The 26,562-nt window shown below is 53.6% G+C and carries 26 protein-coding genes; 24 read left to right on the top strand and 2 right to left on the bottom strand.

The annotated features are described in order from the left end of the window. Positions 1-13 precede the first annotated feature (13 nt). The 7 genes from EBB54_RS11325 (at position 14) to EBB54_RS30535 (ending at position 7,886) form a co-directional block, all read left to right on the top strand. Complete coding sequence (locus tag EBB54_RS11325) at positions 14-2,521, top strand: peptidase U32 family protein (RefSeq protein WP_125127506.1); 2,508 nt, start codon at positions 14-16, stop codon at positions 2,519-2,521. Between the two features lie 60 nt (positions 2,522-2,581). After that, complete coding sequence (locus tag EBB54_RS11320; protein WP_125127505.1) at positions 2,582-4,171, top strand: FtsW/RodA/SpoVE family cell cycle protein; 1,590 nt, start codon at positions 2,582-2,584, stop codon at positions 4,169-4,171. Between the two features lie 34 nt (positions 4,172-4,205). Then, positions 4,206-5,558 carry a peptidoglycan D,D-transpeptidase FtsI family protein gene (locus EBB54_RS11315; protein WP_193554407.1) on the top strand — a complete coding sequence of 451 codons (1,353 nt, stop codon included), beginning with the start codon at positions 4,206-4,208 and terminating at the stop codon, positions 5,556-5,558. 53 nt (positions 5,559-5,611) lie between these two features. Further along, positions 5,612-5,956, top strand: coding sequence for a hypothetical protein (locus EBB54_RS11310; RefSeq protein ID WP_125127504.1), 345 nt, complete (start codon positions 5,612-5,614; stop codon positions 5,954-5,956). A gap of 1 nt (position 5,957) precedes the next feature. Beyond that, a complete protein-coding gene (locus EBB54_RS11305; protein WP_125127503.1) occupies positions 5,958-7,214 on the top strand; it encodes a DUF2953 domain-containing protein in 1,257 nt (418 codons plus the stop codon). A 30-nt stretch (positions 7,215-7,244) separates the two neighbouring features. Then, positions 7,245-7,649, top strand: a complete 405-nt coding sequence (locus EBB54_RS11300; RefSeq protein ID WP_004080726.1) for a GerW family sporulation protein — start codon at positions 7,245-7,247, stop codon at positions 7,647-7,649. Between the two features lie 96 nt (positions 7,650-7,745). Further along, a complete protein-coding gene (locus tag EBB54_RS30535; RefSeq protein WP_004080724.1) occupies positions 7,746-7,886 on the top strand; it encodes a hypothetical protein in 141 nt (46 codons plus the stop codon). A gap of 151 nt (positions 7,887-8,037) precedes the next feature. Here the strand turns inward: EBB54_RS30535 and rpmB are convergent, their stop codons facing one another. After that, complete coding sequence (gene rpmB / locus EBB54_RS11295; RefSeq protein ID WP_016294403.1) at positions 8,038-8,223, bottom strand: 50S ribosomal protein L28; 186 nt, start codon at positions 8,221-8,223, stop codon at positions 8,038-8,040. A 288-nt stretch (positions 8,224-8,511) separates the two neighbouring features. On the opposite strand from rpmB, the gene EBB54_RS11290 reads away from it, so the two are divergent. The 7 genes from EBB54_RS11290 to EBB54_RS11260 all read left to right on the top strand — a co-directional run bounded on the left by EBB54_RS11290 (position 8,512) and on the right by EBB54_RS11260 (position 14,817). Next, complete coding sequence (locus EBB54_RS11290) at positions 8,512-8,871, top strand: Asp23/Gls24 family envelope stress response protein (protein ID WP_044990947.1); 360 nt, start codon at positions 8,512-8,514, stop codon at positions 8,869-8,871. A 14-nt stretch (positions 8,872-8,885) separates the two neighbouring features. Next, positions 8,886-10,568, top strand: coding sequence for a DAK2 domain-containing protein (locus EBB54_RS11285; protein WP_125127502.1), 1,683 nt, complete (start codon positions 8,886-8,888; stop codon positions 10,566-10,568). A gap of 16 nt (positions 10,569-10,584) precedes the next feature. After that, positions 10,585-12,645: an ATP-dependent DNA helicase RecG gene (gene recG, locus EBB54_RS11280; RefSeq protein WP_125127501.1), complete on the top strand. Its 2,061-nt coding sequence runs from the start codon at positions 10,585-10,587 to the stop codon at positions 12,643-12,645. A gap of 202 nt (positions 12,646-12,847) precedes the next feature. Beyond that, complete coding sequence (locus tag EBB54_RS11275) at positions 12,848-13,054, top strand: alpha/beta-type small acid-soluble spore protein (protein WP_004080716.1); 207 nt, start codon at positions 12,848-12,850, stop codon at positions 13,052-13,054. Between the two features lie 72 nt (positions 13,055-13,126). After that, positions 13,127-13,744 (top strand): 16S rRNA (guanine(966)-N(2))-methyltransferase RsmD, encoded by a 618-nt coding sequence (rsmD, locus tag EBB54_RS11270; RefSeq protein WP_083910225.1) that lies wholly within the window; start codon positions 13,127-13,129, stop codon positions 13,742-13,744. Continuing rightward, complete coding sequence (gene coaD, locus EBB54_RS11265; RefSeq protein WP_004080713.1) at positions 13,738-14,229, top strand: pantetheine-phosphate adenylyltransferase; 492 nt, start codon at positions 13,738-13,740, stop codon at positions 14,227-14,229. Before rsmD ends, coaD begins: the two co-directional genes overlap by 7 nt. Before the next feature lie 3 nt (positions 14,230-14,232). Next, positions 14,233-14,817 (top strand): ATP synthase subunit B family protein, encoded by a 585-nt coding sequence (locus EBB54_RS11260; RefSeq protein ID WP_004080705.1) that lies wholly within the window; start codon positions 14,233-14,235, stop codon positions 14,815-14,817. A gap of 49 nt (positions 14,818-14,866) precedes the next feature. Here EBB54_RS11260 and EBB54_RS11255 read toward each other — a convergent pair whose 3' ends face one another. After that, complete coding sequence (locus EBB54_RS11255; RefSeq protein ID WP_125127500.1) at positions 14,867-15,799, bottom strand: transporter; 933 nt, start codon at positions 15,797-15,799, stop codon at positions 14,867-14,869. A 203-nt stretch (positions 15,800-16,002) separates the two neighbouring features. Here EBB54_RS11255 and EBB54_RS11250 point away from each other — a divergent pair, with 203 nt between their 5' ends. The 10 genes from EBB54_RS11250 (at position 16,003) to EBB54_RS11205 (ending at position 26,470) form a co-directional block, all read left to right on the top strand. Then, on the top strand, positions 16,003-17,445 hold the full coding sequence (locus EBB54_RS11250; RefSeq protein ID WP_125127499.1) for an aminoacyl-histidine dipeptidase: 1,443 nt from the start codon (positions 16,003-16,005) through the stop codon (positions 17,443-17,445). Between the two features lie 104 nt (positions 17,446-17,549). Further along, positions 17,550-18,404, top strand: a complete 855-nt coding sequence (locus EBB54_RS11245; protein WP_408640795.1) for a M23 family metallopeptidase — start codon at positions 17,550-17,552, stop codon at positions 18,402-18,404. Positions 18,405-18,437: 33 nt separating this feature from the next. After that, entirely contained in the window at positions 18,438-19,868 is a 1,431-nt protein-coding gene (locus EBB54_RS11240) for an RsmB/NOP family class I SAM-dependent RNA methyltransferase (RefSeq protein WP_125127497.1), read from the top strand. A 61-nt stretch (positions 19,869-19,929) separates the two neighbouring features. Continuing rightward, complete coding sequence (locus EBB54_RS11235) at positions 19,930-20,637, top strand: pseudouridine synthase (RefSeq protein ID WP_125127496.1); 708 nt, start codon at positions 19,930-19,932, stop codon at positions 20,635-20,637. Next, the gene (locus EBB54_RS11230; protein WP_004080694.1) at positions 20,631-21,302 is read left to right on the top strand and encodes an HAD family hydrolase; all 672 of its coding nucleotides are present in this window, start codon (positions 20,631-20,633) and stop codon (positions 21,300-21,302) included. Before EBB54_RS11235 ends, EBB54_RS11230 begins: the two co-directional genes overlap by 7 nt. A gap of 14 nt (positions 21,303-21,316) precedes the next feature. Continuing rightward, entirely contained in the window at positions 21,317-23,386 is a 2,070-nt protein-coding gene (locus tag EBB54_RS11225; protein WP_125127495.1) for a YgiQ family radical SAM protein, read from the top strand. 44 nt (positions 23,387-23,430) lie between these two features. Continuing rightward, positions 23,431-24,192 carry an SDR family NAD(P)-dependent oxidoreductase gene (locus tag EBB54_RS11220; protein ID WP_125127494.1) on the top strand — a complete coding sequence of 254 codons (762 nt, stop codon included), beginning with the start codon at positions 23,431-23,433 and terminating at the stop codon, positions 24,190-24,192. 62 nt (positions 24,193-24,254) lie between these two features. Continuing rightward, positions 24,255-24,833 (top strand): hypothetical protein, encoded by a 579-nt coding sequence (locus tag EBB54_RS11215; protein ID WP_125127493.1) that lies wholly within the window; start codon positions 24,255-24,257, stop codon positions 24,831-24,833. 80 nt (positions 24,834-24,913) lie between these two features. After that, entirely contained in the window at positions 24,914-25,900 is a 987-nt protein-coding gene (locus tag EBB54_RS11210) for an RluA family pseudouridine synthase (protein ID WP_125127492.1), read from the top strand. A 36-nt stretch (positions 25,901-25,936) separates the two neighbouring features. Beyond that, positions 25,937-26,470 (top strand): Holliday junction resolvase RecU, encoded by a 534-nt coding sequence (locus EBB54_RS11205; protein ID WP_125127491.1) that lies wholly within the window; start codon positions 25,937-25,939, stop codon positions 26,468-26,470. Positions 26,471-26,562: the final 92 nt, after the last annotated feature.

The following is a 26,562-nucleotide window of genomic DNA, read 5'->3' as shown; positions in this document are numbered from 1 at the left end:
TGTGCAGGAGGCTATGATTTCAAGACAGGACATCGAGTACGGCAGAGAAGAACTGAAACAGAAAAAAGGGCGTTGCGTGGAGATATTGGCTCCGGCCGGATCGTATGACAGCTTCCGGGCAGCGCTTATGGCAGGGGCGGATGCGGTATATGCAGGCGGCCCTCATTTTGGTGCGCGCGCATATGCCGAGAATTTTACAGAAGAGCAGCTCCTTGAAGCCATCGAAGAGGCGCATCTGCACGGAAGAAGGTTTTACCTGACGGTCAATACGCTGGTGAAGGACCGGGAGCTGCCCTCCTTGCGTACCTATTTGGAGCCCCTTTACCGGGGCGGGCTGGATGCGGTGATCGTGCAGGATACGGGAGTCCTGGAGCTGGTGCGCAGTACCTTTCCCGGGATGGATCTTCATGTCAGTACGCAGATGACGATCACCGGAACCGGGGGCGCGCAGTTTTTCAAGGAATGCGGCGCGGTGCGTGTGGTTCCTGCGCGGGAGCTGTCCCTGGAAGAGATCCGGCATATGAAGCGGGATACCGGGATGGAGATCGAATGCTTCGTCCACGGCGCGCTCTGTTACTGCTATTCCGGCCAGTGCCTTCTCAGCAGCATGATCGGCGGGCGCAGCGGGAACCGGGGACAGTGTGCCCAGCCCTGCCGTCTCCGTTATGGGTCAGGCGGAAAAAAGGGGTATCTTCTGAGTCTCAAAGATATCTGCACGCTGGAACTGATCCCGGATTTGATTGAGGCGGGGATTGATTCTTTCAAGATCGAGGGACGGATGAAGCGGCCGGAATATGTTGCCGGGGTGACAGCCATGTACCGCAAATATACGGATCTCTATCTGGAATCCGGAAGAGGGCAGTTCCATGTCAGCGAAAAAGACAAGGAAATGCTTCTGGACTTGTATAACCGGGGCGGATTTCATACAGGATATTATCAGCAGAGGAACGGCAGGGACATGATCGCCATTGACCGTCCCAACCATGCCGGAGTACCCGCCGCAAAAGTGACGGGGCAAAAGGGCAGGGAAGTATTCGCAGAGGCTCTCACCGAGATCCATAAAGGAGATGTGCTTGCATTTCCCCGGCAGGGGGACCATACATTCGGACAGGATCATGAGAAGGGCAGTATGCTCACCATCCCTGTGGCAAAAGGGAAGCATCTGGAAACAGGCGCCGTTCTGTACCGGATTCGAAATGAACGGCTCATCCAGGGGCTTCAGGAATCCTGGAAGCAGGGAAGATTGCAGGAAAATATACACGGTTATCTGAGGATGGCCGCTCAGGAGCCTGCCCGATTGACTGTGCGTTTCGGGGACATATCCGCGGAAGCGGTCTCCGGGCTCGCTGTGGAAAGGGCGGAAAAAAGCCCTCTGGATGAGGCGCGCATCCGCAAGAATCTGGAAAAAACCGGAAATACGGAATTTGTATTTGAAACATTGGAAATCGAACTGGAAGACGGGGTATTTCTGCCCATGCAGCAGATCAACGAGCTGCGGAGACAGGCCCTGGCAGAGCTTCGCCAAAACATATGCTCTGCATCCCGCCGGGAAGGTGCATCTTCGGAGCTTCGCATCCCCCAAAGGGAGCGTGAGACGGAAAACACCGGGAAAGGGGCTGTCATGCTGTCGGCCTTGGCGGCATCCATGCCTCAATTGGAGGAGATCTGCGGGTACCCGGAGATTGCAAGGGTCTATGTGGAGAGCGGGATCGGGGATACCCTGCCTGAGGTCGGGCAGTTGGCGGAGATCTGCAGGCAGCTTCAGTCACAGGGGCGGGAAGTATACCTTGCGGCGCCCCATATCTTTCGGGAGCGGACAAAGAAAGTGTGGGAACAGGGCTGGAACAAGGTTTCCGGGATTCCCTTTGACGGGATTCTCCTGCGGAATTATGAAAGCCTGGCATTCTTCCGGGATCACCCGGCAGAAAAAAGCGGCGGGGAGGGCCGGGGAACCGGATTTGACAAAAACCTCATTTTGGACCATAATCTGTATGTCATGAACCAGGCCGCAAAGACCTTCTGGAACCGCCGGGGCGTGTATGAATTTACGGTGCCTCTGGAACTGAACCGGGGGGAGATTGGGCACTTAGATGCGAAACATATGGAGATGCTGGTCTATGGGTACCTTCCGGTCATGGTGACTGCCCAGTGCATGGCAAAAACAGTGAACCGATGCCAGATGCAGCCCGGGAAAACCGGTTCCCGGCCTGCCGGGGAGTTTCTTGCGGCCCGGGGCATAAGAAAGCTGACCGACCGGTACGGAAATTCGTTTTATGTGGAAAACCGCTGCCGGGATTGTTATAATATCATTTATAATCCGGTTCCGCTCTGTCTGTTTGACGAGAAGGAAGCGCTGGAGGAGCTTTGCCCCTCCCGGCTTCGGCTGCAGTTTTCCGTGGAGGACCGGCAGGAGACCCGGCAGGTGCTTCTGGAATGCAGACGGGTGTTCCTGGAAGGGAAGGAGCCCGCATGGCAGGGCAAAAGCTTTACCCGGGGGCATTTCCGAAGAGGGATTCTATAGTTACGGTTCGGCGGATGAAAAGGAGAGCCGTAACACGTCTAATAAAAAGCAGGTGAAAAAGTGGTTAATATTATTGCGGAAATCTCAAAATATATGATGATAGTCTTGATGGCCGCCTATACGTTTTCCTGTTTCTCTATTTTTGCGCAGAGCTACGAGGAGGACGAAAAGCGGGTATATATCCTACAGAATGTGCTGATGTTTTTGATGCAGTTCCTGGCGTATGCCGTGATGTACTTAAAGACAGGGGAGCAGAAGCTGCTGTTGTTTTTCGCCGTCCAGGTAGTGCTTCTGGTGGCGGTCATCCTGCTCTATTCGATTCTGTATCCGAATGTGTCCAGGCTGATCGTGAACAACATGTGCATGCTGCTCAGCGTGGGGCTGATCATGATCACCCGGCTGTCCTACGAAAGCGCGGTGAAGCAGTTCATATTTATCGCGCTTGGAACGGCCTTCGGCCTGGTGGTTCCGGTACTGATCCGGAAGCTGAAGTTTCTGGCGGACTGGGTGTATATCTATGCGGGAGTGGGCTTTGCGGCCCTCCTTCTGGTGGCTGTGTTCGCCGCCACATCAGGCGGGGCAAAGCTGGGGTTCTCCATAGGGGGAATCGGAATCCAGCCTTCGGAGTTTGTGAAGATTTTATTCGTATTTTATGTGGCTGCCAGCCTGAAAAATTCCACGGAGTTTAAAAATGTGGTGATTACCACGGCGGTGGCGGCGGCCCATGTGCTGATCCTGGTAGTGTCCACAGACCTGGGCGCGGCCCTGATCCTGTTTGTGGTGTACCTGGTCATGCTATATGTGGCGACCAAGCAGCCGCTCTACGCAGCGGCGGGGATCGGCGCGGGGAGCCTGGCCGCGGTGGCGGGCTACCATCTGTTCGCCCACATCAAGATCCGTGTGTCGGCGTGGAAGGATCCCTTCGCGTCTTACAATGAAGGCGGCTATCAGGTGGCCCAGTCCCTGTTTGCCATCGGAACCGGGAGCTGGTTCGGCATGGGGCTGTGCCAGGGGAGCCCGGATCTGATCCCTGTGGCGGAGTCGGACTTTATCTTTTCCGCCATTGCGGAAGAGCTGGGCGTGATCTTTGCGCTTTGCGTCATTCTGATCTGTGTGAGCTGCTATGTGATGTTCCTCAATATTGCCATGGAGCTGCGCAACCGGTTCTACAAGCTGGTGGCGCTGGGACTGGGAACCTGCTACATTTTCCAGGTGTTTTTGACCATCGGCGGGGTGACCAAGTTCATCCCTTCTACCGGGGTGACGCTGCCGCTGGTGAGCTACGGAGGAAGCTCGATTTTGAGTTCCATGATCATGATCGGAATCATACAGGGGCTTTACATCCTACGTGAGGACGAGGAGGAAGAGCTGGAGTGGAAGCGGGAGATGGCGGCCCGGAAACGGCGTGCAAAGGCGGCCCGGGAAAAACGGGAGCGGTCCGGAAACGGCGGCAGGAACAGTGAGGATTATGAAGGGCAGAGGCAAAATCCGGGACGCAGGACAGGAGGCGGACAGAAACGAAACGGGGCAGGACAGGATGAGCCGGGAAGAGAGAGAGCAATCAAAGATGAGCAGAGAGGATCGAGAAATAAAAAACCGACAAAAGAAAAATCCAAATTCGAAGAAGTTCCAAAACAAAGAATTCGCTAGGATTACCTATTTTTTTGTACTGCTGTTCCTGGCAATGATGGGATATCTGATTTTTTTTACCGCAGTGCGGGCAAAGGATATCGTAAACAGTCCCTACAATGCAAGGCAGGATAATTTTGCGGATCTGGTCATTCGGGGGGCTTTTTCGGACAGAAAGGGAAATACGCTTGCGTTGACAGAGGTGGCGGAGGACGGCACGGAGATCCGCAGATACCCCTACGGGGATGTATTTGCCCATGTGATCGGATACAACCATGGGGAGCTTGGAAAGACCGGACTGGAATCTGTAGAGAACTTTTCCCTGCTGAGTTCCAACGCGTTTTTCCTGGAAAAGATCAAGGACGAATTTCAGGATCAAAAGCATTGGGGCGATACGGTGGTGACCACATTGGACGCGGACCTGCAGCAGACGGCATATCTGGCGCTGGGGGACAACAAAGGGGCGGTGGTGGTGATGGAAGCTTCTACGGGGAAAATCCTGGTGATGCTTTCCAAGCCCTCCTATGATCCGAACCAGATTGAGGAAAACTGGTCCTACCTGAATGCGGACGAGGAGAACAGCCCGATGCTCAACCGGGCCACCCAGGGATCTTACGCGCCGGGCTCCACGTTCAAGGTGGTGACCGCCCTGGAGTATATGCGGGAGCATCCGGATTATGAGAATTATACTTACGAGTGCGGGGGAGAGATCACGTCCAACAATGTGACGATCCGCTGTTTTGACAGCACGGTGCATGGCCTGGAGAACCTGCAAAGCTCCTTTGCCAATTCCTGCAACGCGTCTTTTGTAAATATCGGGCTGTCCCTCAACCGCAGCTCCTATACGAAGACGGGGGAGGATTTGCTGTTCAACAAAAAGCTTCCCTGCGTACTGGACTATACAAAGAGTTCTTTTTCAGTGGATCAGAATACCGGGGAGGCGGAAGTCATGATGACCGCAATGGGACAGGGAAGGACGCTGGTCAGCCCCTATCATATGGCATTGATCACATCGGCGGTGGCCAACGGAGGGACTCTGATGGAGCCTTATCTTGTGGAAAAGGTGACCAACCATACAGGCAGGGAGATCAAAAAAAATGTGCCAAAGAGCTACCGGAAGCTGATGACTTCGGACGAGGCGGCGCAGCTTAAAAGTTATATGCAGGCGGTGGTAGAGGAAGGAACCGGGATGCTCTTAAGCGGCCAGACCTATACGGCCGCGGGCAAGACCGGTACCGCCGAATACAGCATGGACGATGGGGAAAAGATGCACTCTTGGTTCATGGGCTTTACCAATGTGGATAATCCGGAGCTGGTCATCAGTGTGATCGTGGAAGGGTATGACGGCAACGACGGCGCCAAGGCGGTGCCCATCGCGAAGCAGATCCTGGATGCGTATTACTATTGAGGACGGTTCGGGGAGGTCCGCCGGGAGGGCAGCCGGATAAAGGGAAGGGAATCATGCGGATAAAATGTTATTGTGATTTGTATGTGAGCGACGGATTAAAACGCAGGAAAAACAAAATACTGAAAAAGCTGATGGAAAGGACTGTGCAGCCGTCGGTCTATGTGCTGACACTGGCGCAGGGGGAGCAGAACCATCTGGAATTTTATCCGGCGCTCCTTCTGCAGCAGCCCTGGTACGACGACGCGGAGATCTTTGTGGTAGGTATTGCGGACGGGTACGATGCCGCCGTATACCTGGTGGAGGAGATCGTCCGGGAGGTGCTGGAGGAGACGGGGGATACGGATATCCGGGGATTCCTTGCCGGGCGGCAGGGAAGATTTGAGGAAGGGCTGGCGTAAAATGTTGCAGGTGATGTTGTTCATTTTAAAACTGATAGGCTGGATACTGCTGGCGGTATTGGGGCTTCTGGTCCTGGTGCTGGCGGCCACGCTTTTTACGCCTCTGTGCTACGAGGCGGAGGTAGACTGCCCCGGAGCCCTGCCGGATCTGGAGGCGGGCGTGAGATTTCGGATTTTTTTCCGTCTGGTCAGCGGAAGCTTCCGATACCAGAACAAAAAGTTTTCCTGGAATATCCGGGCAGCGTGGATCAGGCTGGGGAATCAGGCGGCCGCGGAGGAAGCAGAAGAGAAGACGGAGGAAGCGGCCTGTGATCTGGCGAAAGCCGGGGAGGAAGAACTGGAACGGATTGCAGTAGAGCCGGAGGAAAAAGAAACGAAAGAGACCGGAGTAAAGAATCCGGAAGCGGAGGAAGAGACGAAAGAGAGCGGAGCAGATAGTCCGGAAGTGACGGCAGAAGAACAAAGGAACGCCGCCAAGCCAAAGGCAGAAGAATCCGGAGAAGTGGAACGGATACAGGTAAAGTCTATGGCTGTTGAGAATCAGAAAATCGAGAGTGTCTCGGAAAGTTCCGCAGCCGTTGAAGAGCAAAAATCAGAAACTGCCTCAGAAAGTCCCGCAGCTATTGAGGATCAGAAACCAGAAATTGTCTTGGAAAGTCCCGCAGCCGTTGAAGATCAGAAATCAGAAACTGCCTCAGAAAGTCCCGCAGCTATCGAAAAGGAGAGACCGGACAGCGCCGGGAAAGCAGCGGGGGCCGGGGAGGAACACAGTACCGGAAATGAGGAGCAGAAAAAATCACTGACCGATAAAATCGCTGCCTTTTTTGAAAAGATCAAATATACATTTGACAGGATGTGTGCTAAAATAAGGATATTGTTGGAAAAGAAAGAGATCGTGACGGGGTTTCTGACAAGCGAGATCCATCAGTCGGCGTTTCAAAAGTGCCTTGCCGAATTGAAAAAGATGCTCTTCAGGTTAAGGCCCAGGCGTGTTGCGGGGGAGATCCGGTTTGGGTTTGAGGACCCTTCGCTGACAGGGAGAGTGCTGGCAGGGCTGAGCATGGCGTTTCCATACTGGGGGGATCATGTCAGATGTTCCCCGGATTTTGAGGAGAAGGTGCTGGAAGGCAGACTGTCGGTCGGCGGTTCCCTGCGCCTGCTGCCTGCGGCGGCAATGGGATGGAATCTTCTCTGGAGCCGAAACGTAAGACGAACGATCAAGGATGCAAGACGGCTGGCAGCCAGGTTAAGAAAGTAAAAAAGTGCATTTGCTAGGAGGAATAAAAAGATGTCGGAAACAAATAATTTGAAAACTACGGTAGAAGCCCTGCTCAAGGGAGTGGACGGGCTCGTTTCCAGCAAGACGGTGGTAGGGGATGCGGTACATGTAGACAATATCACGGTTCTTCCGCTGATCGACGTATCGTTTGGAATCGGAGCCGGCTCCAATCTGAGTGATAAAAAGGATAAGGGAATGGGCGGCGTCGGCGGAAAAATAACGCCCAGCGCAGTCCTGGTCATCAAGGACGGCACCACCAGACTGGTGAATATCAAGAATCAGGATACGATCACCAAGCTGTTTGACCTTGTGCCGGAAGTCCTGGACAAGATCACCACCAGAAAAGAGGACAAGGTGACGGAGGAGGATGTGGCGGATATCCTGGACGCGGCGGAAGAGCTCGAAAAGGAGTGACCCGTATTTCACGTTTCCGTGGGCGGATCAGGAATAAATGAAGCCCTTAAGGCATAAGATAATGTAAGTGTAACAACAGCAGTCAGGATTTTGATTATGAAGCGGATGATTGGTTTTGCCTTACTTTGTGCTGCAATGGGAATGTTTTTGATTCTGCTGATCCCTTCCACATCGATTTTAAGAGTGATGCTGTTCTGCGTATGCCTGGCGGCGGGATACGTGCTGTTCTGCAAATGACAGACAGGATACAGAAAACCTTCCACCGACAGCGTTTCTGAGCATTTTTTGCATACAATGGCATATAAAAAACCAGTATCCGCGAGAGATACTGGTTTTTTCCGTGTCATCAAATATAAAGTACTGAAGCAATAAAATCAGCCTGCAGCTTTTAAGCGCGTTCTACACGTCCGGATTTCAGACAGGATGTACATACGTACATTTTCTTGGATCCGCCTTCTGTCTTAACGCGAACAGATTTTATGTTTGATTTCCACATTTTTGGTGTTTTTCTATGAGAGTGACTTACATTATTACCGAAATGGGCACCCTTATCACAAATAGCACATTTTGCCATCACTGCACCTCCTAACAATCTGAAAATTGTCCGATGGACTCACAACACCCATATTCTAGCAGATAGAGCCGATGATTGCAAGCTTTTTTTACATTTCTCACAGGGTTTTTGAAAAAAAATTGAAAAATGGAAAACAATATATAGAAAATATTTGTTTTGCGATTCAAGTTTGAATCTCAGTATTGTAAAGTTTATCCAAAAAGAGTATAATAGGAATACTTTCCGGGGCTTTTCTGGGATTCGTCCGCCCCCGGAAGCACTCGACAAAGAATAGGGGGTCCATATATGATGAAAGGCAGTATGACTACGGATTTGGGGATTATCACGATCAATCCTGACGTGATTGCGAAGTATGCCGGTTCCGTTGCGGTAGAGTGTTTCGGCATTGTCGGGATGGCGGCCGTCAGCATGACGGACGGACTGGTAAGATTACTGAAAAAGGAAAGCCTGACCCATGGAATCCAGATTGCGATTTCCGAGGAGAACAACCTCACTTTGAATTTTCATGTGATTGTGTCATATGGTGTGAATATCCTGTCAGTGTCTGACAACCTGGTGAATAATGTCAAGTACAAGGTGGAAGAATTTACAGGTATGACGGTGGAGAAAATCAACATCTTCGTCGAAGGTGTCAGAGTGATAGATTAAGGAGGATACTTGTCGTGGCAACGAAAACGATAAATGCGGAGCTGTTTACGAAGATGTTTCTTGCCGGAGCAGCGAATCTGGAAGCGAAAAAAGAAGTGATCAATGAACTGAATGTATTCCCGGTCCCGGACGGCGACACGGGAACGAATATGACTCTGACCATCATGTCTGCCGCAAAGGAAGTCGGTGCGTTGGAGAAGGCTGACATGAAGTCCGTATCCAAGGCGATCTCTTCCGGTTCCCTGCGCGGGGCCAGGGGGAATTCCGGCGTCATTCTTTCCCAGCTTCTGCGAGGATTTACCAAAGAGATCCGGGAGTATGAGGAGATCGACGTATCGGTTCTTGCGTCAGCCTGTGAACGTGCAACGGCAACGGCATATAAGGCGGTCATGAAGCCGAAGGAAGGCACCATCCTCACGGTTGCCAGAGGGCTTTCCGAGAAGGCCCGTGAACTGGCGGAGACCATGGAGGATCTGGAAGTCTTTATTCCCGAGACCATCGGATACGCGAAAGAAGTGTTGGAGAAGACCCCGGAGATGCTTCCGGTTCTCAAGGAAGCGGGAGTTGTAGATTCCGGCGGACAGGGTCTGATCGAGGTCTTAAACGGCGCTTACGATGTGTTCCAGGGAAAGGAGATCGACTACAGCGCCATCGAAACAGGGCCTGCAGTCAAGATGGTGAAGCCAAAAGACCAGGCGGAGGCGGATATCCGGTTCGGCTACTGTACGGAATTTATCATCATGACAGAGCAGGAGTTTTCTGAGCAGGACGAGGAGACCTTCAAGGCGTATCTGGAATCCATAGGGGATTCCATTGTGTGTGTGGCGGATGAGGACGTGGTGAAGGTACATGTCCATACCAACGATCCGGGGCTGGCGATCCAGAAGGCGTTGACCTACGGGCAGCTTTCCCGTATGAAGATCGACAACATGCGTGAGGAGCACCAGGAGAAGCTGATCCGCGACGCGGAGAAGATAGCGGCAGAGCAGGCAGAGGCCGCAAAGAAGAAAGAGCAGAAAGCGCCCAGAGAACCACGGAAGTCCGTTGGATTTATCGCCGTGTCCATCGGCGAAGGGATGAACGGCATATTCAAAGAGCTGGGTGTGGACTATATTATAGAAGGCGGGCAGACCATGAATCCGAGTACAGAGGATATGCTGACTGCCATTGACCATGTCAATGCGGACCATATCTTCATCCTGCCCAACAATAAGAACATCGTGCTGGCGGCCAACCAGGCCCGGTCACTGGTGAAGGATAAGGACGTGATCGTGATCCCGACGAAGACGGTTCCGCAGGGGATCACGGCGGTGATCAGCTATATGCCGGACGCGGATGTGGATACCAACGAGGAGGCCATGCTGGAAGAGATCACCAATGTGAAGACCGGGCAGGTGACCTACGCAGTCCGCGATACCCACATCGACGACAAGGAGATCCATGAGGGAGACATCATGGGGATCGGAGACGCGGGAATCCTTTCGGTGGGCCAGTCCGTGGAGGCAACGGCCAGGGAAATGCTGGAGAAGATGACGGACGAGGATACAGAGATGATCAGCCTCTACTACGGGGAGGATATTCTGGAAGAGGATGCCAAGAGGTTCGGCGAGGAGATCGCAGAGCTGTATCCTGAAGCAGATGTGGATGTACACAGCGGGGGACAGCCCATTTACTATTATGTGATATCTGTGGAATAAGGGCTTCATAAGAAAAATGGATGAAAGATCAGGAATCAGGGAAATCAAAGGAATCGGTGAGAAGGCTGAGAAAACCTTCGGAAAAGTAGGAATCCGCACCGTCGGCGACCTGCTTCGCTACTATCCCCGGGGATATGAGGTCTATGAGGACCCCTCGGCCATCGGGGAGCTGGAGGAGGGCCATACCATGACGGTCTCCGGGGCCATCTACGGAAGGGTACAGGTGTCGGGCAGCCAGAAGATGCAGATCACCACCCTCTATGTAAAGGATCTTACGGGAACCTTGAAGGTCATCTGGTTTCGGATGCCGTTTTTGAGAACGACGCTTGCCCGGGGTGGGGCGGTCACACTGCGGGGCAGGATCGTCCGGAAAAAGGACGGGCTTGTGATGGAGCACCCGGAGCTCTTTTACCCCAGCATAAAATATGAAGAAAAGAGAGCGTCCCTGCAGCCGGTGTACCCTCTCACCACCGGATTGACCAACAATGCGGTTATCAAAGCCATCAGACAGGCGGTGGAAGCCCTGGGCATCGGGGAAGGGATTCTGCCCCGGGACATACAGGAAAGCTTTGCCCTGGTTTCCTATGAACAGGCCATCCGGGGAATCCATTTTCCGGAGACAAAAGAGGAATTTTATCAGGCACGGGAACGGCTGGTGTTTGAGGAGTTTCTGCTGTTCATCCTGTCCCTGCGCATGATGAAGGAGCAGAAGGAACGGGTGCTCAATCCATACTGCTTCCGGGAGCAGGAACAGATCGGACAGTTTTTGGAACGGCTGCCCTATGAGCTGACGGGTGCTCAGAAGTCTGTGTGGCGGGAGATCCGGCAGGACATGTCCGGGACCCATGTGATGTCCCGGCTTGTACAGGGAGACGTAGGCTCGGGGAAAACCATCGTGGCGCTGCTTGCCATGATGTTTGCGGGCTTAAACGGCTACCAGGCGGCCATGATGGCGCCCACGGAGGTGCTTGCAAGACAGCATTTTGAAAATATCAGGAATATGCTTGCAGAGTATGGGATTATGCTGCGGGCTGAACTTCTGACCGGTTCCATGACAGGAAAGGAAAAGAGGGACGCCTGTGAGCGGATTGCGTCCGGGGAGTCAAATCTGATCATCGGGACCCATGCCCTGATCCAGGAAAAGGTAACGTATCGGGATCTTGCGCTGGTGGTGACCGACGAGCAGCACCGCTTCGGCGTCAGGCAGAGGGAGCGGCTTGCCGCAAAAGGCGTGTGCCCCCACATCCTGGTTATGAGCGCCACGCCCATTCCGCGGACGCTGGCCATCATTCTATACGGGGATCTGGACATTTCCGTGATCGGCGAGCTTCCCAAAAACAGGCTTCCCATCAAAAACTGCGTGGTGGATACCGGCTATCGGGAGACCGCCTACCGCTTTATGAAAAAACAGATCTGCTCCGGGAGACAGTGCTATATCATCTGCCCCATGGTGGAAGAAAGCGACAGCCTGGAGGTGGAGAATGTGACGGACTATACGGAGATCGTAAGGGACGCTCTGGGAAAAGGCATTACGGTGGCTTATCTGCATGGAAAAATGAAGCAGGCGGAAAAAGACGAGATCATGGATGCGTTTGCAAAAAATGAGATCCAGGTGCTGGTCTCCACGACAGTCATTGAGGTGGGGATCGACGTTCCCAATGCGTCCGTGATTATGATTGAAAATTCCGAACGGTTCGGGCTTGCCCAGCTTCATCAGCTTCGGGGCCGGGTGGGGCGGGGCGTTCACCAATCCTACTGTATATTTATGAGCGCCTCCAGGTCGGAAGAGACCAGGGAGCGGCTGGAGATTTTAAATCAATCCAACGACGGCTTTTTCATTGCCGGGGAGGACCTGCGTCTGCGCGGCCCCGGGGATCTGTTCGGTATCCGCCAGAGCGGGATCATGGATTTCCGGCTGGGGGACGTGTTCCAGGACGCGAAAATTTTGAAAGCTGCAAGCGAGGCCGCCGCAGGAATTTTGGATGAAGATCCAGGACTCGAACGGCAGAAGCACGCCTGCCTGAAAAAAGCGATGGGCCAGATGCTTTCTCGAAATGCCCTGGAAACAACGCTGTAAATGCCGAAAAGAAGAGGAAGCTGTGCACAGCGAAGAAGGCCCGGAATTGCGATAAATACAGAAACATGCATTTGGAAACAACTTCCAGTGTAAAAGAAGGAATCCTCCATATAATATGGTTGTAACAAAAAAACAACTTGTTACAAAAAACCGAAGAAGTAACGATCAAGTTACAAAAAGTTGCAAAAGGAGGAAAAATAAAATGGCAAGTCGTTCAACAAATCGAGCAGCAGTACCGGAGGCAAAGGGTGCACTTGACAAATTTAAGTATGAGGTAGCAGACGAACTGGGAGTACCGTTGACAGACGGATACAACGGTGACCTGACATCCAGACAGAACGGTTCCGTAGGCGGATATATGGTCAAGAAGATGATCGAGCAGCAGGAAAAGCAGATGGCAGGCAAATAGTAAAAAACGCGAAATAGCAAAAGAAAAAAGCACTTAGGATTGACCTGAGTGCTTTTTTCTGCTAAAATTCTCATGATTGATGAAAAATGTAATACGATTCACAGGGAAAGGGGTGCTTATATGAGAGTCATAGCGGGAAGTGCAAGAAGATTACAACTGAAAACTCTGGACGGCATTGACACGCGGCCCACGACGGACCGGATCAAGGAGACATTGTTTAATATGATAGCACCCTACATTTACGACTGCGTGTTTTTGGATCTGTTCAGCGGCAGCGGAGGGATCGGCATCGAGGCGCTCAGCCGGGGCGCGAAAGAGGCTGTTTTTGTAGAAAACAATCCCAAGGCCATGGCATGCATCAAAGAGAATCTAAAGTTTACCAGGCTGGAAAAGAAAGCCGTGACATGGAACCGGGATGTGATGACGGCGCTGCATCAGATGGAAGGAAAAAAGGTATTTGACTATATCTTTATGGACCCGCCTTACAATCAGAAACTGGAACAAGGCGTTCTGGAATATCTGTCGGGATCGTCCCTCGTGTACGAGGATACGGTGATCATCGCGGAAGCCTCCAGAGAAACGGATTTTTCATATTTAGACGATCTGGGCTTTCATCTGCTCAAGGAAAAAGTCTATAAAACAAACAAACACGTTTTTATGGAAAAGGCCGGAAAGGAAGAGATATGTTGAGAGCAATTTACCCGGGAAGCTTTGACCCGGTCACCTACGGACATCTGGATATTATGAAAAGAAGCAGCAAAATCGTAGACGAGCTGGTGGTCGGAGTGCTGAATAATAATGCGAAAATGCCGTTGTTTTCTGCTGCGGAACGTGTTAAAATGTTAAAGGAAGTGACGACAGGATTCGACAATATCGTGATCGTCCCCTTTGAGGGACTGCTGGTTGATTTTGCGAAAAAGATGGAAGCAGAGCTGATCATCCGGGGATTGCGTGCAATTACAGATTTTGAATATGAGCTGCAGATGTCCCAGACCAACCACAAGCTTGGGCCTGGTTTGGAGACGATGTTTTTGACCACAAGTATTGAATATTCCTATCTAAGTTCTACGACAGTGAAAGAGATTGCCGCGTTTGGCGGAGATACATCGCAGTTTGTGCCGGAAGTGGTAGGAAGGGAACTGAAAGATAAGATGAAAGCGAAAAGGAGCGTGTAGATTATGAGCAGCCGCATTGAGCAGATTATTGAAGAGATTGAAGAGTATATTGACAGAGATTGCAAGTATCAGCCCCTGTCCACCACGAAGATCATTGTAAATAAAGAACATTTGGACGAGCTTCTTCGGGAACTGCGGATGAAGACACCGGACGAGATCAAGCGGTATCAGAAGATCATCGCGAACCGGGACGCGATCTTAGCGGATGCCCAGGCCAAGGCGGATGCCCTCATTGAGGAAGCGCAGATGCAGACAAACGAACTGGTCAGCGAGCATGAGATCATGCAGCAGGCTTATGCCCAGGCCAATGAGATCGTCACACAGGCCACAGCCCAGGCACAGGAGATCGTGGACAACGCTACGGCGGACGCCAACGCGATCCGGATCGGCGCCATCCAATATACCGACGATTTGATGGCCAATGCGGAGAGCATCATCGGACATACGTTAGACAGCTATACGACCAAGTATGACGGCTTGATCAACTCCCTCCAGGAGTGCTACGATGTAGTCCGCAACAACCGTGCGGAGCTGTCGATCCCCCAGGAGGACGCAGGGGGATACGACCAGGGCGGCGGGATGGAGTGACGGTCTGCATAGGGCAGGCCGATACAGGCAGCCCCGGGAAGGATGGATGTTATCCCACCAGGCATAGATAGAGAAAACCAAGTAGACTGGCAGTCACCGCGGCTGCCAGTTTTTGCGTGAGATAGGGCAGAATGGGAAAACCGGCCTTCTGCACCATGCACTGGGTCTGCGCCGCCGCGCAGAAGCCGCCGAAGGAGGTCAGCCCCAGGACGGCCGGGTAGAGAAGCCTTAAGGGGAGACGCATTTCCCGGAGAAGGTTCAGGCCGCTTGTGACCTCCAGAAGGGGGAGCAGCGCCGAGATTCCCGGTATGTCCACGGGAAGGGATTCGAACAGCGTCAGCAGGACAGAAAAGAGGATGATATACCCGCCCACCTTCACAAGGGTCTCGAAGCTGTCCATGATGCAGTTGTCGATATCCTGAAAGGACCAGGCATTTTTGGCGGAGCCGTTTTGCTTCAGATTGCAGAAGGCGCCCTGTTTATGTAAAAAGCGGTTTCTCGTAAAGAAGCTCACAAGCACGGGGGAGAGCATCAGGATCACGAGGGTAGGGAGCAGGAGCGCATCCTGTTCCAGCGTTTTCCATACGACATAATTCAGGATGAATACAGGGCTGGAATTGTTGCAGAAGGAAAGCAGGTATCTGCCTTCTTCCTCCGAGATATATCCCGAGACGGTTAAGTCCGCCGCCGTCTTTGCACCCATGGGATAACCGCACAAAAAACCCGTGACCACCCCGAAGCTGCCGTTGGGGGAGACACGGAAAACACGGGTGAGGAAGGTGCCGAAGGCCGCGTTGATCAGGTGCATGTTTCCGGTGACAAGCAGCAGATTTGTGATGAGAAGAAATGGAAACAATGTGGGAAGGATGATCTGGAACCAAAGTAAAAGCCCCTCGCTGGCACCGGCAAAGACAGCTTTTGGAGAGACAAGCATGATCAGGAATAAAAGAACGATTCCGAATCCTTTCAGATTTCGCCCCATCTGGAGTCCTCCGTTCTCAGCAGTTAATTACTAAAGATATATGAAACTGGTTGATTTTTTATGTGTGCTGTGACAAAATGGAACAAGAGTTACTATTCACAGCTATATAAAATCAGCAGACAGATTCGTCAAGCGCAGCTTGTAAGAAGCTGTTTGATGATGTTTATATGGCTGGAATCAATCGACAGAAAGGGGAAAGAAACATGGCAGTATTAACAGGCATCGAGCCGAAGGAAGTATTTCAGTTTTTTGAGGAGATCAGCCGGATACCTCGGGGCTCTTACAATACAAAGGGGATCAGCGACTACTGCGTGAAATTTGCGCAGGAGAGGAAGCTGGACGTATATCAGGACGAGTGGAACAACGTAATCATCAAAAAGCCGGGAACAAAGGGATATGAGAACAGTGAACCGGTGATTATCCAGGGCCATCTGGACATGGTCTGTGAGAAAACCGAAGAGTCAGACCATGATTTTCTCACGGACCCGTTGGAACTGATGGTCGAGGACGGCTATGTGACGGCAAAGGACACCACCCTGGGGGCGGACAACGGCATCGCCATCGCCATGGCTCTGGCCGTACTGGACAGCGATACCCTGGAACACCCGCCGGTGGAGGCGCTCTTTACGGTAGACGAGGAGGTCAGCATGGACGGCGCGGCGAACATTGATTTGTCCAGGCTCAAAGGGACGATGCTGATCAACCTGGATTCCGAGGAGGACGACCGGCTGACCGCAGGGTGCGCCGGGGGATTCCGGTTTTCCTGCGAGATTCCGGTGGAGAAGGTCCAGGCAAAGGGACAGGGGCTTCTGGTGGAGGTCTGCGGACTCAAAGGCGGACATTCCGGAGTGGAGATCGACCGCCAGCGGGGCAATGCCAACAAGCTGGCCGGGCGTCTTCTGTACCGGCTCTGTAAGGAGCAGAAGGTGCGTCTTGCAGAGATCAACGGCGGCGCCAGGGAAAATGTGATCACTTCCGTGAACCGGAGCACGGTGGTCACGGACGACCAGGAACAGACAATCCGGCTGATCGGGGAGATGAAAGAAGCGTGGAGGCAGGAATTTGGCGCGGACGAACCGGGGCTGGATATCCGGGTGACGGAGCTGGGGGAAAAGGAATATCATGTATTTACGGAAGAATCCGCGAAAAAGGTGGTTGGATTTCTCGTAAATTGTCCCAACGGGGTGGACGAGTACAGCCGTTCCCTGAAAGGGCTTGTGGAAACTTCGGATAACCTGGGGGTTGTAAAGAGCCAGGAGGACAGCGTGCGTTTCCTGGTTCTGGTGAGAAGCGGCATCTCCTCCAAGCTGGAAGAGTTTAAGGACCGGCTGGGGGGCCTGGCGGATCTGCTGGGGGGAAACTGGAGCATCGACAGCGGCTATCCGGCCTGGACATTTAAAGAAGCATCCCGAATCCGTCCCATCACGGCAGACGCGTTTGAGGAAGTATTCGGAGTCCGCCCGGAGATCACCACGATCCATGCCGGCCTGGAATGCGGGCTGCTCAGCGGCAAGAAGCCGGAGCTGGACTGCATTTCCTTCGGGCCCAATATGCAGGATGTGCATTCCTTCCATGAACGTCTGGAGATCGCGTCGGCGGAGAAGATCTGGAAGGTGCTGAAAATAATTTTGAAGAGATGTAAATAATCCGGAATCTGCCTCATATAGTATTAAAAACGAACCGGGGCGGCGAATGTTTGAAAAAAAGTGATATCAGGGCAAAGATCTATTTTCTGAAAAAGCGCCGGGCCATGCAGGGAGGGCAAAAGGTTTCCAATGAGGCATTCCGGTATGTCCTCTACTGCGTCCTCCTCTGCATTTTTCTTGTGGCCGGCATGCATATACTGACCGTAAAAAGCCGGTTTGCCAGGCTCGGGGAAGGGACGCTGGGATTCGAAGGATTCCGCAGGCAGAGAATGGATTCTGGGATGCTTGAGCATATCCGGGAAGCGGAAAACCCGGGAATGGATCTGGGGCTTTACTGGCTGGAAAATAATTTCGGGCAGGAGGTGTTTCCCTATCCATGCAGCGGGGAGGTATTTTTAAAGCTTCAGCGGGTCTGGTCCCGGAAACCGGGGTGGGATCTGTACCGAAGCGCCTGTGAGGCTGTCTGGAACGACCTGAAATATTTCCCCATCCCGGAGCCCTCCAACGGGGTCCGGGCGGAAGTGACCTTCGAGGATTCCTGGATGTTTGAGCGCAACTACGGAGGAAAGCGGGGGCATGAAGGGACGGACATCATGGCCTCCACAAATGAGCGGGGATTTTACCCGGTGGTCAGCATGACGGACGGGGTCATCCTGCACAAGGGATGGCTGGAGAAGGGCGGATACCGGATCGGCATCACCGCCCCGGGAGGCGCTTACTTTTACTATGCCCACCTGGATTCCTATGCAGATATCGATGAGGGGGATGCCGTGAAGGCGGGCGACCTCCTGGGATTCATGGGGGATACCGGCTACAGCAAGGTGGAGGGAACCACCGGGAATTTTCCGGTTCACCTGCATCTGGGGATCTACCTGGTGACGGAGGATCAGGAGATCAGCGTGAACCCCTATTATCCCCTCCGGTACGTGGAGGGGCGCAGGGTGCAATGCGCCTACTGACGCTGCTTTGCAGCATGGGAGAAAGGAACAGCCATGAAATTACCAGAAGCATTTGAAGAAAAAATGCGGCTTCTTTTGCAGGAGGAATATGAGGAATATCTGCAGTGCTTTGAAGAGCCGCGTCATTATGGACTTCGCGTGAATACAAACAAGATATCGACCGAGGAGTTTTTAAAGATTGCTCCCTGGCCGCTGCGGCCGATTCCCTGGATTTCCAACGGGTTTTACTATGACGGGGATCATGTGCAGCCTGCAAAGCATCCTTATTACTTTGCAGGATTGTATTACCTTCAGGAGCCCAGCGCCATGACGCCTGCCAGCCGCCTTCCTGTGGAACCGGGGGAACTGGTGCTGGATGTCTGCGCGGCTCCGGGAGGGAAGGCCACGGAGCTTGGGGCAAAGCTTCGGGGAACCGGCATGCTGGTGGCCAACGACATCAGCAATTCCAGAGCCAGGGGGCTTTTAAAGAATCTGGAGCTGTCCGGGACGGGAAACCTGCTTATCACCAGCGAGGAACCGGGACGGCTTTTGCCTCATTTCCCGAAGTTTTTCGACAAGATCCTGATCGACGCCCCCTGCTCCGGGGAGGGAATGTTCCGAAAGGAGAAGAAGATGGTCAAAGCCTGGGAAGAGCATGGGCCGGAATTTTTTTCCAAGCTTCAGCGGAGCATCGTGACCCAGGCCGCCTCCATGCTCCGTCCGGGAGGGATGCTTCTGTATTCCACCTGTACCTTTGATCCGCGGGAAAATGAGCAGATCATAGAGTACCTGATGGAGGCCTGTCCGGAATTTGAGATCTGCGGGATGGAAGGCTATGAGGGATTTGTCCCCGGGCGTCCGGAATTTACGGAGGGCAAAAACCCGGAATTGAAAAAGACTGTCCGCATCTTCCCCCACAAGATGCAGGGGGAGGGACATTTTATCGCTCTTTTGAGAAAAAGAGATCTGGCTTGCCAAAAGCCGGGAGATCCAGACGCCGGGAGGACAGGCGGGAAGGGCATAAGCAGGGCGGGAAAACAGGGGACGGCAGGCAAAAAGAAGCTGCCGGAGGAGCTGGACGCCTTCTTAGGAGGACTCAGAACAGACATAGATCCCTGCAGGCTGGAGATCCGGGAGGACCGGGTCTACTATATGCCGGAAGGGATGCCGAAACTGCGGGGAATCCGTTTTCTACGCTCCGGCCTGCTGCTGGGAGAGCTGAAAAAGAACCGCTTTGAACCGGGGCAGGCGCTGGCCATGTATCTGAAAAAAGAGGAGTATGAAAACATTCTGGATCTGTCGGTGGAGGACGACCGGGTCATCCGTTATCTCAAAGGAGAGACGCTGGAAGTGGAGGACCTGGTTTCTGCCGGGGCGAAGGGCTGGTACCTGGTATGCGTGGACGGATACCCGCTGGGATTCGGAAAGCTGGCCTCCCAGGTGCTGAAAAATAAATATCTGCCGGGATGGCGGTGGATGTCATAAGGAACGGCCTGTGTTTTCCGGGAAGGGACAGGCAAGGGGTTGCTACGGAAGGAGGAGGGAGATGAAACTGCGTCTGGATAAGTATCTGGCGGATATGGGGCTTGGTACCCGCAGCGAGGTGAAACAGGCGGTCCGCAAAGGCCGGGTACAGGTCAACGGACAGACGGTACGGGAGCCGGAATATAAGACGGAGACGGAAACAGACCAGGTCTGGTTCAACGGGCAGCCGGCGGCCTACCGGGAATATGAATATTATATGCTGAACAAGCCCGCCGGCGTGATCTCCGCTTCAGAGGATCCCAGGGAGCGCTGTGTGGTGGACCTCATCGAAAGCCGGAAGCGAAAGGATTTGTTTCCCGTGGGAAGGCTGGATAAGGATACGGAAGGGCTGCTTCTGATCACCAACGACGGAGGGCTGGCCCATCGGCTTCTGTCGCCCAAAAAGCATGTGGACAAGGTTTACTATGCCAGGGTTCAGGGCCGGGTCACCCAGGAGGATGCCGAGCTTTTCCGCCGGGGCGTGGACATCGGAGAAAAAAAGCAGACCCTTCCCGCCGAGCTGCGCATTCTGAACGCCGGGGAGATCTCGGAGATCGAGCTGACCATCCGGGAGGGAAAATTTCACCAGGTAAAGCGCATGTTCCACGCCGCAGGCAAGGAGGTACTCTATCTCAAACGCCTGCAGATGGGCCCGCTTAGATTGGACGAATCGCTAAAGCCGGGGGAGTACCGGACATTAAACACGCAGGAGCTGGATATACTATGTTGAGAGAAAAAAAGGCAGTGATATTTGATATGGACGGATCTCTGGTGGATTCCATGTGGATGTGGCCGGAGGTGGACCGGGAATATATGCGGAAATACGGGATTACCCCGCCGGAAACCTTTCACAAGGACATTGAGGGCATGAGCTATGTGCAGACGGCGCAGTATTTTCTGGACAGCTTTCCGGTGCTGAACTGCTCCGTGGAGGAGGTCTGCAGGGAGTGGACGGAGATGACCCGGGATTTGTACCGCACCCGGGTTCCCCTAAAGCCGGGTGCCGGGGAATTTTTGGAGCGGATGGAACGACAGGGAATCCGGATGGGGATCGCCACAAGCAATTCCAGGGAGCTGGTGATGGAGGTGCTGGACGCGCTGCATATCCGGAAATATTTTTCGGCAGTCATCACATCCGATGAAGTGCAGCAGGGAAAGCCTGCCCCGGATGTCTACTTAAAAGCCGCCGGGGAGCTTATGGTCCGGCCCGGGGAATGCCTGGTATTTGAAGATATTCCCAACGGGATTCGGGCGGGAAAGCGGGCGGGCATGAGTGTGTGCGCGGTGCACGACCTGTTTTCCGTGCCCTATGAAGCGGAGAAGCGCAGTCTGTCGGATTATTATATCCGGGATTACCGGGAAATCTGGAATGAAACCTATGAAATCTGCGGATAGTATGGAGTAAGAAGATGGAGCAGAAATTTTTACCGCTTTGCCGGGAGGATATGGAAGCGAGAGGATGGGACCAGGCGGATTTTGTATATGTGATCGGGGACGCCTATGTGGATCACCCTTCCTTCGGACATGCCATCATCAGCCGCCTTTTGGAAAGCCGGGGCTACCGGGTGGCGATCCTCTCCCAGCCTGACTGGAAGGACGACAAAAGCATCACCGTATACGGGGAGCCAAGGCTGGGCTTCCTTGTGTCCGCCGGAAACATGGATTCCATGGTCAACCACTATGCGGTTTCCGGAAAGCGGCGGGCAGCGGACGCTTATACACCCGGCGGGGTGATGGGAAAGCGGCCGGACTATGCGGCGGTGGTCTACGGGAATCTGATCCGAAGGACCTACAAGCATACGCCTGTGATCCTGGGCGGGATTGAGGCAAGCCTTCGGCGTCTGGCCCATTATGATTACTGGTCGGACAGGCTGAAACGTTCCATCCTTCTGGATTCCGGGGCGGATATGATCTCCTACGGCATGGGGGAGCGCTCCATCCTGGAGATCGCGGAAGCGCTGGAGGCGGGGATTTCCATACAGGATCTGACCTATATCGAGGGGACGGTGGTTCGGACCCGGAGCCTGGATTCGGTCTATGACGCCCTGGTCCTGCCGTCCTTCGAGGCAATGCAAAAGGACAAAACAGAATATGCCAGGAGCTTTTACACCCAGTACTGCAATACGGACCCATTTTCCGGAAAGCGGCTTGCAGAGCCCTATCCGGGACAGATCTATGTGGTTCAGAATCCGCCGGCAAAGCCCCTGACACAGATGGAAATGGATGATGTCTATGAGCTGCCTTATCGGTATACCTTCCATCCCTCCTACCAGGCAAAAGGCGGCGTGCCGGCCATTGAGGAAGTCCGGTTCAGCCTGACCGGGAGCCGGGGGTGTTTCGGGGGATGCAGCTTCTGCGCCCTGACCTTCCATCAGGGGAGGATCGTGCAGAGCCGGAGCAAGGGCTCCCTGCTTTCGGAAGCAAAACGGATGACGAAGGAACAGGATTTTAAAGGATATATCCATGATGTGGGCGGGCCTACGGCCAACTTTCGGCATCCCTCCTGCGGGAAACAGAAGGATTCGGGGGTCTGTCCCAAAAAGCAGTGCCTGTTTCCGAAGCCCTGCGGGAATCTCCGGGCGGATCACCGGGAATATGTGGACATCCTCCGCGCCCTGAGACAGCTTCCGGGTGTGAAAAAGGTCTTTATCCGTTCCGGAATCCGGTTCGACTATCTTCTGGCGGATTCGGATCCGGCTTTTCTGCGGGAGCTTTGCCTCCACCATGTCAGCGGGCAGCTCAAGGTGGCTCCGGAGCATGTGTCCGACGCCGTGCTGGAATTGATGGGAAAGCCGAAGAATCAGGTGTACCGGCAGTTTGTAAAGGAATTTGCGAAAATGAACCGGCGGCTTGAAAAGGATCAGTACCTGGTTCCCTACCTGATGTCCTCCCATCCGGGTTCCTCCTGGAAGGAAGCGGTGGAGCTTGCGGAGTACTGCCGGGACATGGGATATATGCCGGAGCAGGTTCAGGACTTTTACCCGACGCCTTCCACGCTGTCCACCTGTATGTATTACACCGGATTGGACCCCCGCACCATGAAGCCGGTGTACGTGCCGAAAAATCCCCATGAGAAGGCCATGCAGAGGGCGCTGATCCAGTATCGGAACCCGGCCAATTATGACCTGGTGAAGGAGGCGCTTCTGAAAGCCGGGCGGACGGATTTGATCGGCTTTGAAAAGCACTGCCTGATCCGTCCCAGGAAGCTGTCCGGGGAGAAAACTTCTGTACAGAGAAGTCCGGGAAACAGCAAGGACAAGAAACGTACGGACAGGAAGAACATCGGCAGAAAAACGGATGACAGGAGAAGCACCGGCAGGAATGGCAGCGGCAGAAAAACGGATGACAGGAAAAGCGCCGGCAGGAATGGCAGCGGCAGTCAAACGAATGCCAGGAGAAGCACGGACAGGAACAATGCCGGCCAAAAGTACAGCCGGAAAAAGGACTCGGAAAAGAGGACGGCAAAGCGCAGGACTTAAAAAGGGACGACAGGGGGAGCAATCATCAAGGAGGCAGTGTTGTTATGAAAATTGCAGTCGTGACAGGGGCGTCTTCCGGAATCGGAAGAGAATTTGTAAAACAGATGGGGCATTTTTACCGGGATCTGGATGAGATCTGGGTGATTGCCCGCAGGGAGCACAGGCTTTTGGAACTGAACCAGCTCTCCCGGGTGCCTATCCGGATTCTGGAGGGAGACCTGCTTGAGGAAGAGGTATATGAGAAGCTGGAAAAACTGCTTCAGGAGGAGGCGCCGGACATCCGGATGCTGGTCAACGGGGCAGGCTTTGGGAAGAGCGGCACGGTGGAAGAGATTTTAAAGGAAGACCCCAAAACCCAGTTGGAGATGATCGGCCTGAACTGCACCGCCCTTTCGAGGGTGACGTTTTGCTGCCTGCCCTGTCTTTCCCGGGGCAGCAGGATCATCCAGATGGCCAGCGCGGCGGCGTTTTCTCCCCAGCCGGCCTTTGCGGTCTATGCGGCCACAAAAGCCTATGTGCTGAGTTTTTCCAGAAGCCTTGGGGCGGAGCTTAAAAGCCGGGGGATCTATGTCACCGCGGTCTGTCCCGGGCCGGTGGATACGGAGTTTTTCCAGGTCTCTGGACAACTGGAAAATCCGCTGAAAAAGCTGGTCAAGGTGAAGGCCCAGGGGGTGGTGCGAAAAGCCCTTTTAGACAGCCGCAGAGGGAAAGACATCTCTGTCTACGGGCTGCCTATGAAATGCGCCCATACGGCGTCGAAGCTCCTTCCCCACCGCCTGATCTTAAAGCTGATGAACCCGGGCTGACCCGGCGGGGAAACGGGGAGCGTCAAGTCGCAAAATGGTTACAAACATTGGAGGGAAAAGCCATGATAAAATGTGAAAAGGGAACGCCGGGTTATCTGCGTGAAAAGCTGAAAATAGAGATTCTGCGCACGGTGATCTATTTCGCCATTGTGACCGCCGTATTTCTGCTGGGCTACAGCCAGACCCATTCCAAGAAAAACCTGCTGACGGTGGTGGCCGTGGTGGGGTGCCTTCCGGCATGCAAGGCGCTGGTGGGGGTGATCACCCGGATTCCGTACAAGACGGTGGATCAGGCGCTGGCGGACGAGGTGGCGTCGAAGTCGGCGCACCTGACGGTGATCTATGACCTGGTGGTGACAAGCACGGAGAAGATCATGCCCATCGACTGCATGGTGATCTCCCATGAGAAGGTGTTCGGATATACTTCCAGCAAAAAGACGGATCCGCAGGAGACGGCGTCCTATCTGCGGAAGATGCTGCAGAAAAACGACCTGCCCCAGGTTTCGGTGAAGCTCTACGACCAGTATAAGTCTTTCCTGTCCATTGTGGAGGGACTGGAGAATATCGCGGCTGTAGAAAAAGCGGACACCAGGGAAGAGGAGCGTCAGATCGCGCATGTGATCATGACCCTTTCTCTGTAGCAGGTTTTGGGTGCAGAATCCGTTACAGTCCGCGGCCGGTCAGGACGTGGACTGTAATCTGGGGGGAATGGAGGAGAGACGTGCAGGAGATTTGTGTCACGGAAAACGAGGCGGGCCAGCGGCTGGACAAACTGCTGGCAAAATATTTGAAGGAGGCGCCCAAAAGCTTCCTCTATAAAATGCTTCGGAAAAAGAACATTACATTAAACGGAAAAAAAGCATCCGGCGCCGAGAAGCTGTTTCAGGGGGATGTGGTGAAGCTGTTCCTCTCCGATGAAACCATCGGGAAATTTTCCGGAAGGGAGGAATGCATTCGTCCGGGCAGGAGGGAAGCGCTGGATATCCTCTATGAAGATTCCCACATACTTCTTCTGAACAAGCCTGTGGGAATGCTGTCCCAGAAGGCCAGGGAGCAGGATGTTTCCGCGGTGGAGCACCTGATCGGGTATCTGCTGGATTCGAAAGCGCTCACCGAACAGGAGCTAAAGACCTTCCGGCCTTCGGTGTGCAACCGTCTGGACAGGAACACCAGCGGGATTCTTGCAGCCGGAAAGAGCCTGGCAGGACTCCAGGAGCTGAGCCGGTTTTTCAAGGACCGCTCCATTGGAAAATATTACCTCTGCCTGGTCTGGGGAGACGTCAAAAGGCCGGAATCCATAAAAGGGTATCTGGTGAAGGACGGATTGACAAACCACGTCCGAATCTCCCAAAAGGAGATGCCCGAGGGCGTACGGATCGAGACAGAATACCGACCCCTTGCATCAGGCGGGGGGATGACGCTTCTGGAGGTTCACCTGGTCACCGGAAAGACCCACCAGATCCGGGCCCATCTCGCGTCCCAGGGGCATCCGATTCTGGGGGATTATAAGTACGGGAAACCAAAGGTCAACGACAGGTATCAAAAGCAGTACGGCTTGAAATCCCAGCTTCTCCACGCCTGGAGGCTTCAGATGCCGAAGTCGGAGGGAACGCTTGGATACCTCTCGGGCAGGGAATTTCGGGCGCCGCCGCCCGGGCTCTTCAGGCAGATCTGCGCAGAACAGTTGGGACGGCAGGATCTGTTTTGATACGATGGTAACAGGCAGATAAAAGGAGCGGTCATTATGGCTACATGGAACTCACGGGGGCTGAGAGGGTCCACATTGGAGGATCTGATCAACCGTACAAACGAACGTTACGAGGAATTGAACCTGGCGTTGATCCAGAAGATCCCCACCCCCATTACTCCGGTGCAGATCGACAAGGAGCACCGGCATATTACACTGGCATATTTTGACAAGATCAGTACGGTGGATTATATCGGGGCGGTTCAGGGAATCCCCGTCTGCTTCGACGCCAAGGAATGCTCGGCGGACACCTTTCCCCTGCAGAATGTGCACGAGCACCAGATCCATTTTATGGAAAAGTTTGAACGCCAGGGGGGAATCTCCTTCCTGCTGATCTACTACAGCGCAAGGAATATCCTGTACTATATGCGATACGCGGAAATACGCAGATTCTGGGACAGGGCGCAGGAAGGGGGGCGCAAGAGCTTTCGGATGGAGGAGCTCAGCGAAGCGTATTTCCTGTCATTGAAAAATAACTGTTTTGTTCCCTATCTGGACTATATTCAGAAGGATTTGGACGGCAGGGATTGACATTCCAATGGAAAGTTCGTATAATGACTAAAGATTTTAGCGCTGTAGTGAAGTAAAGAAACGGAATCCTGTTCAGCCCGGGCGCGGCAGAA

The organism is Schaedlerella arabinosiphila, assembly GCF_003885045.1.
GTDB lineage: Bacteria > Bacillota > Clostridia > Lachnospirales > Lachnospiraceae > Schaedlerella > Schaedlerella arabinosiphila.
The sequence above is the reverse complement of the archived record's forward strand: the minus strand, read 5'-3'. Positions and strand labels throughout refer to the sequence as shown.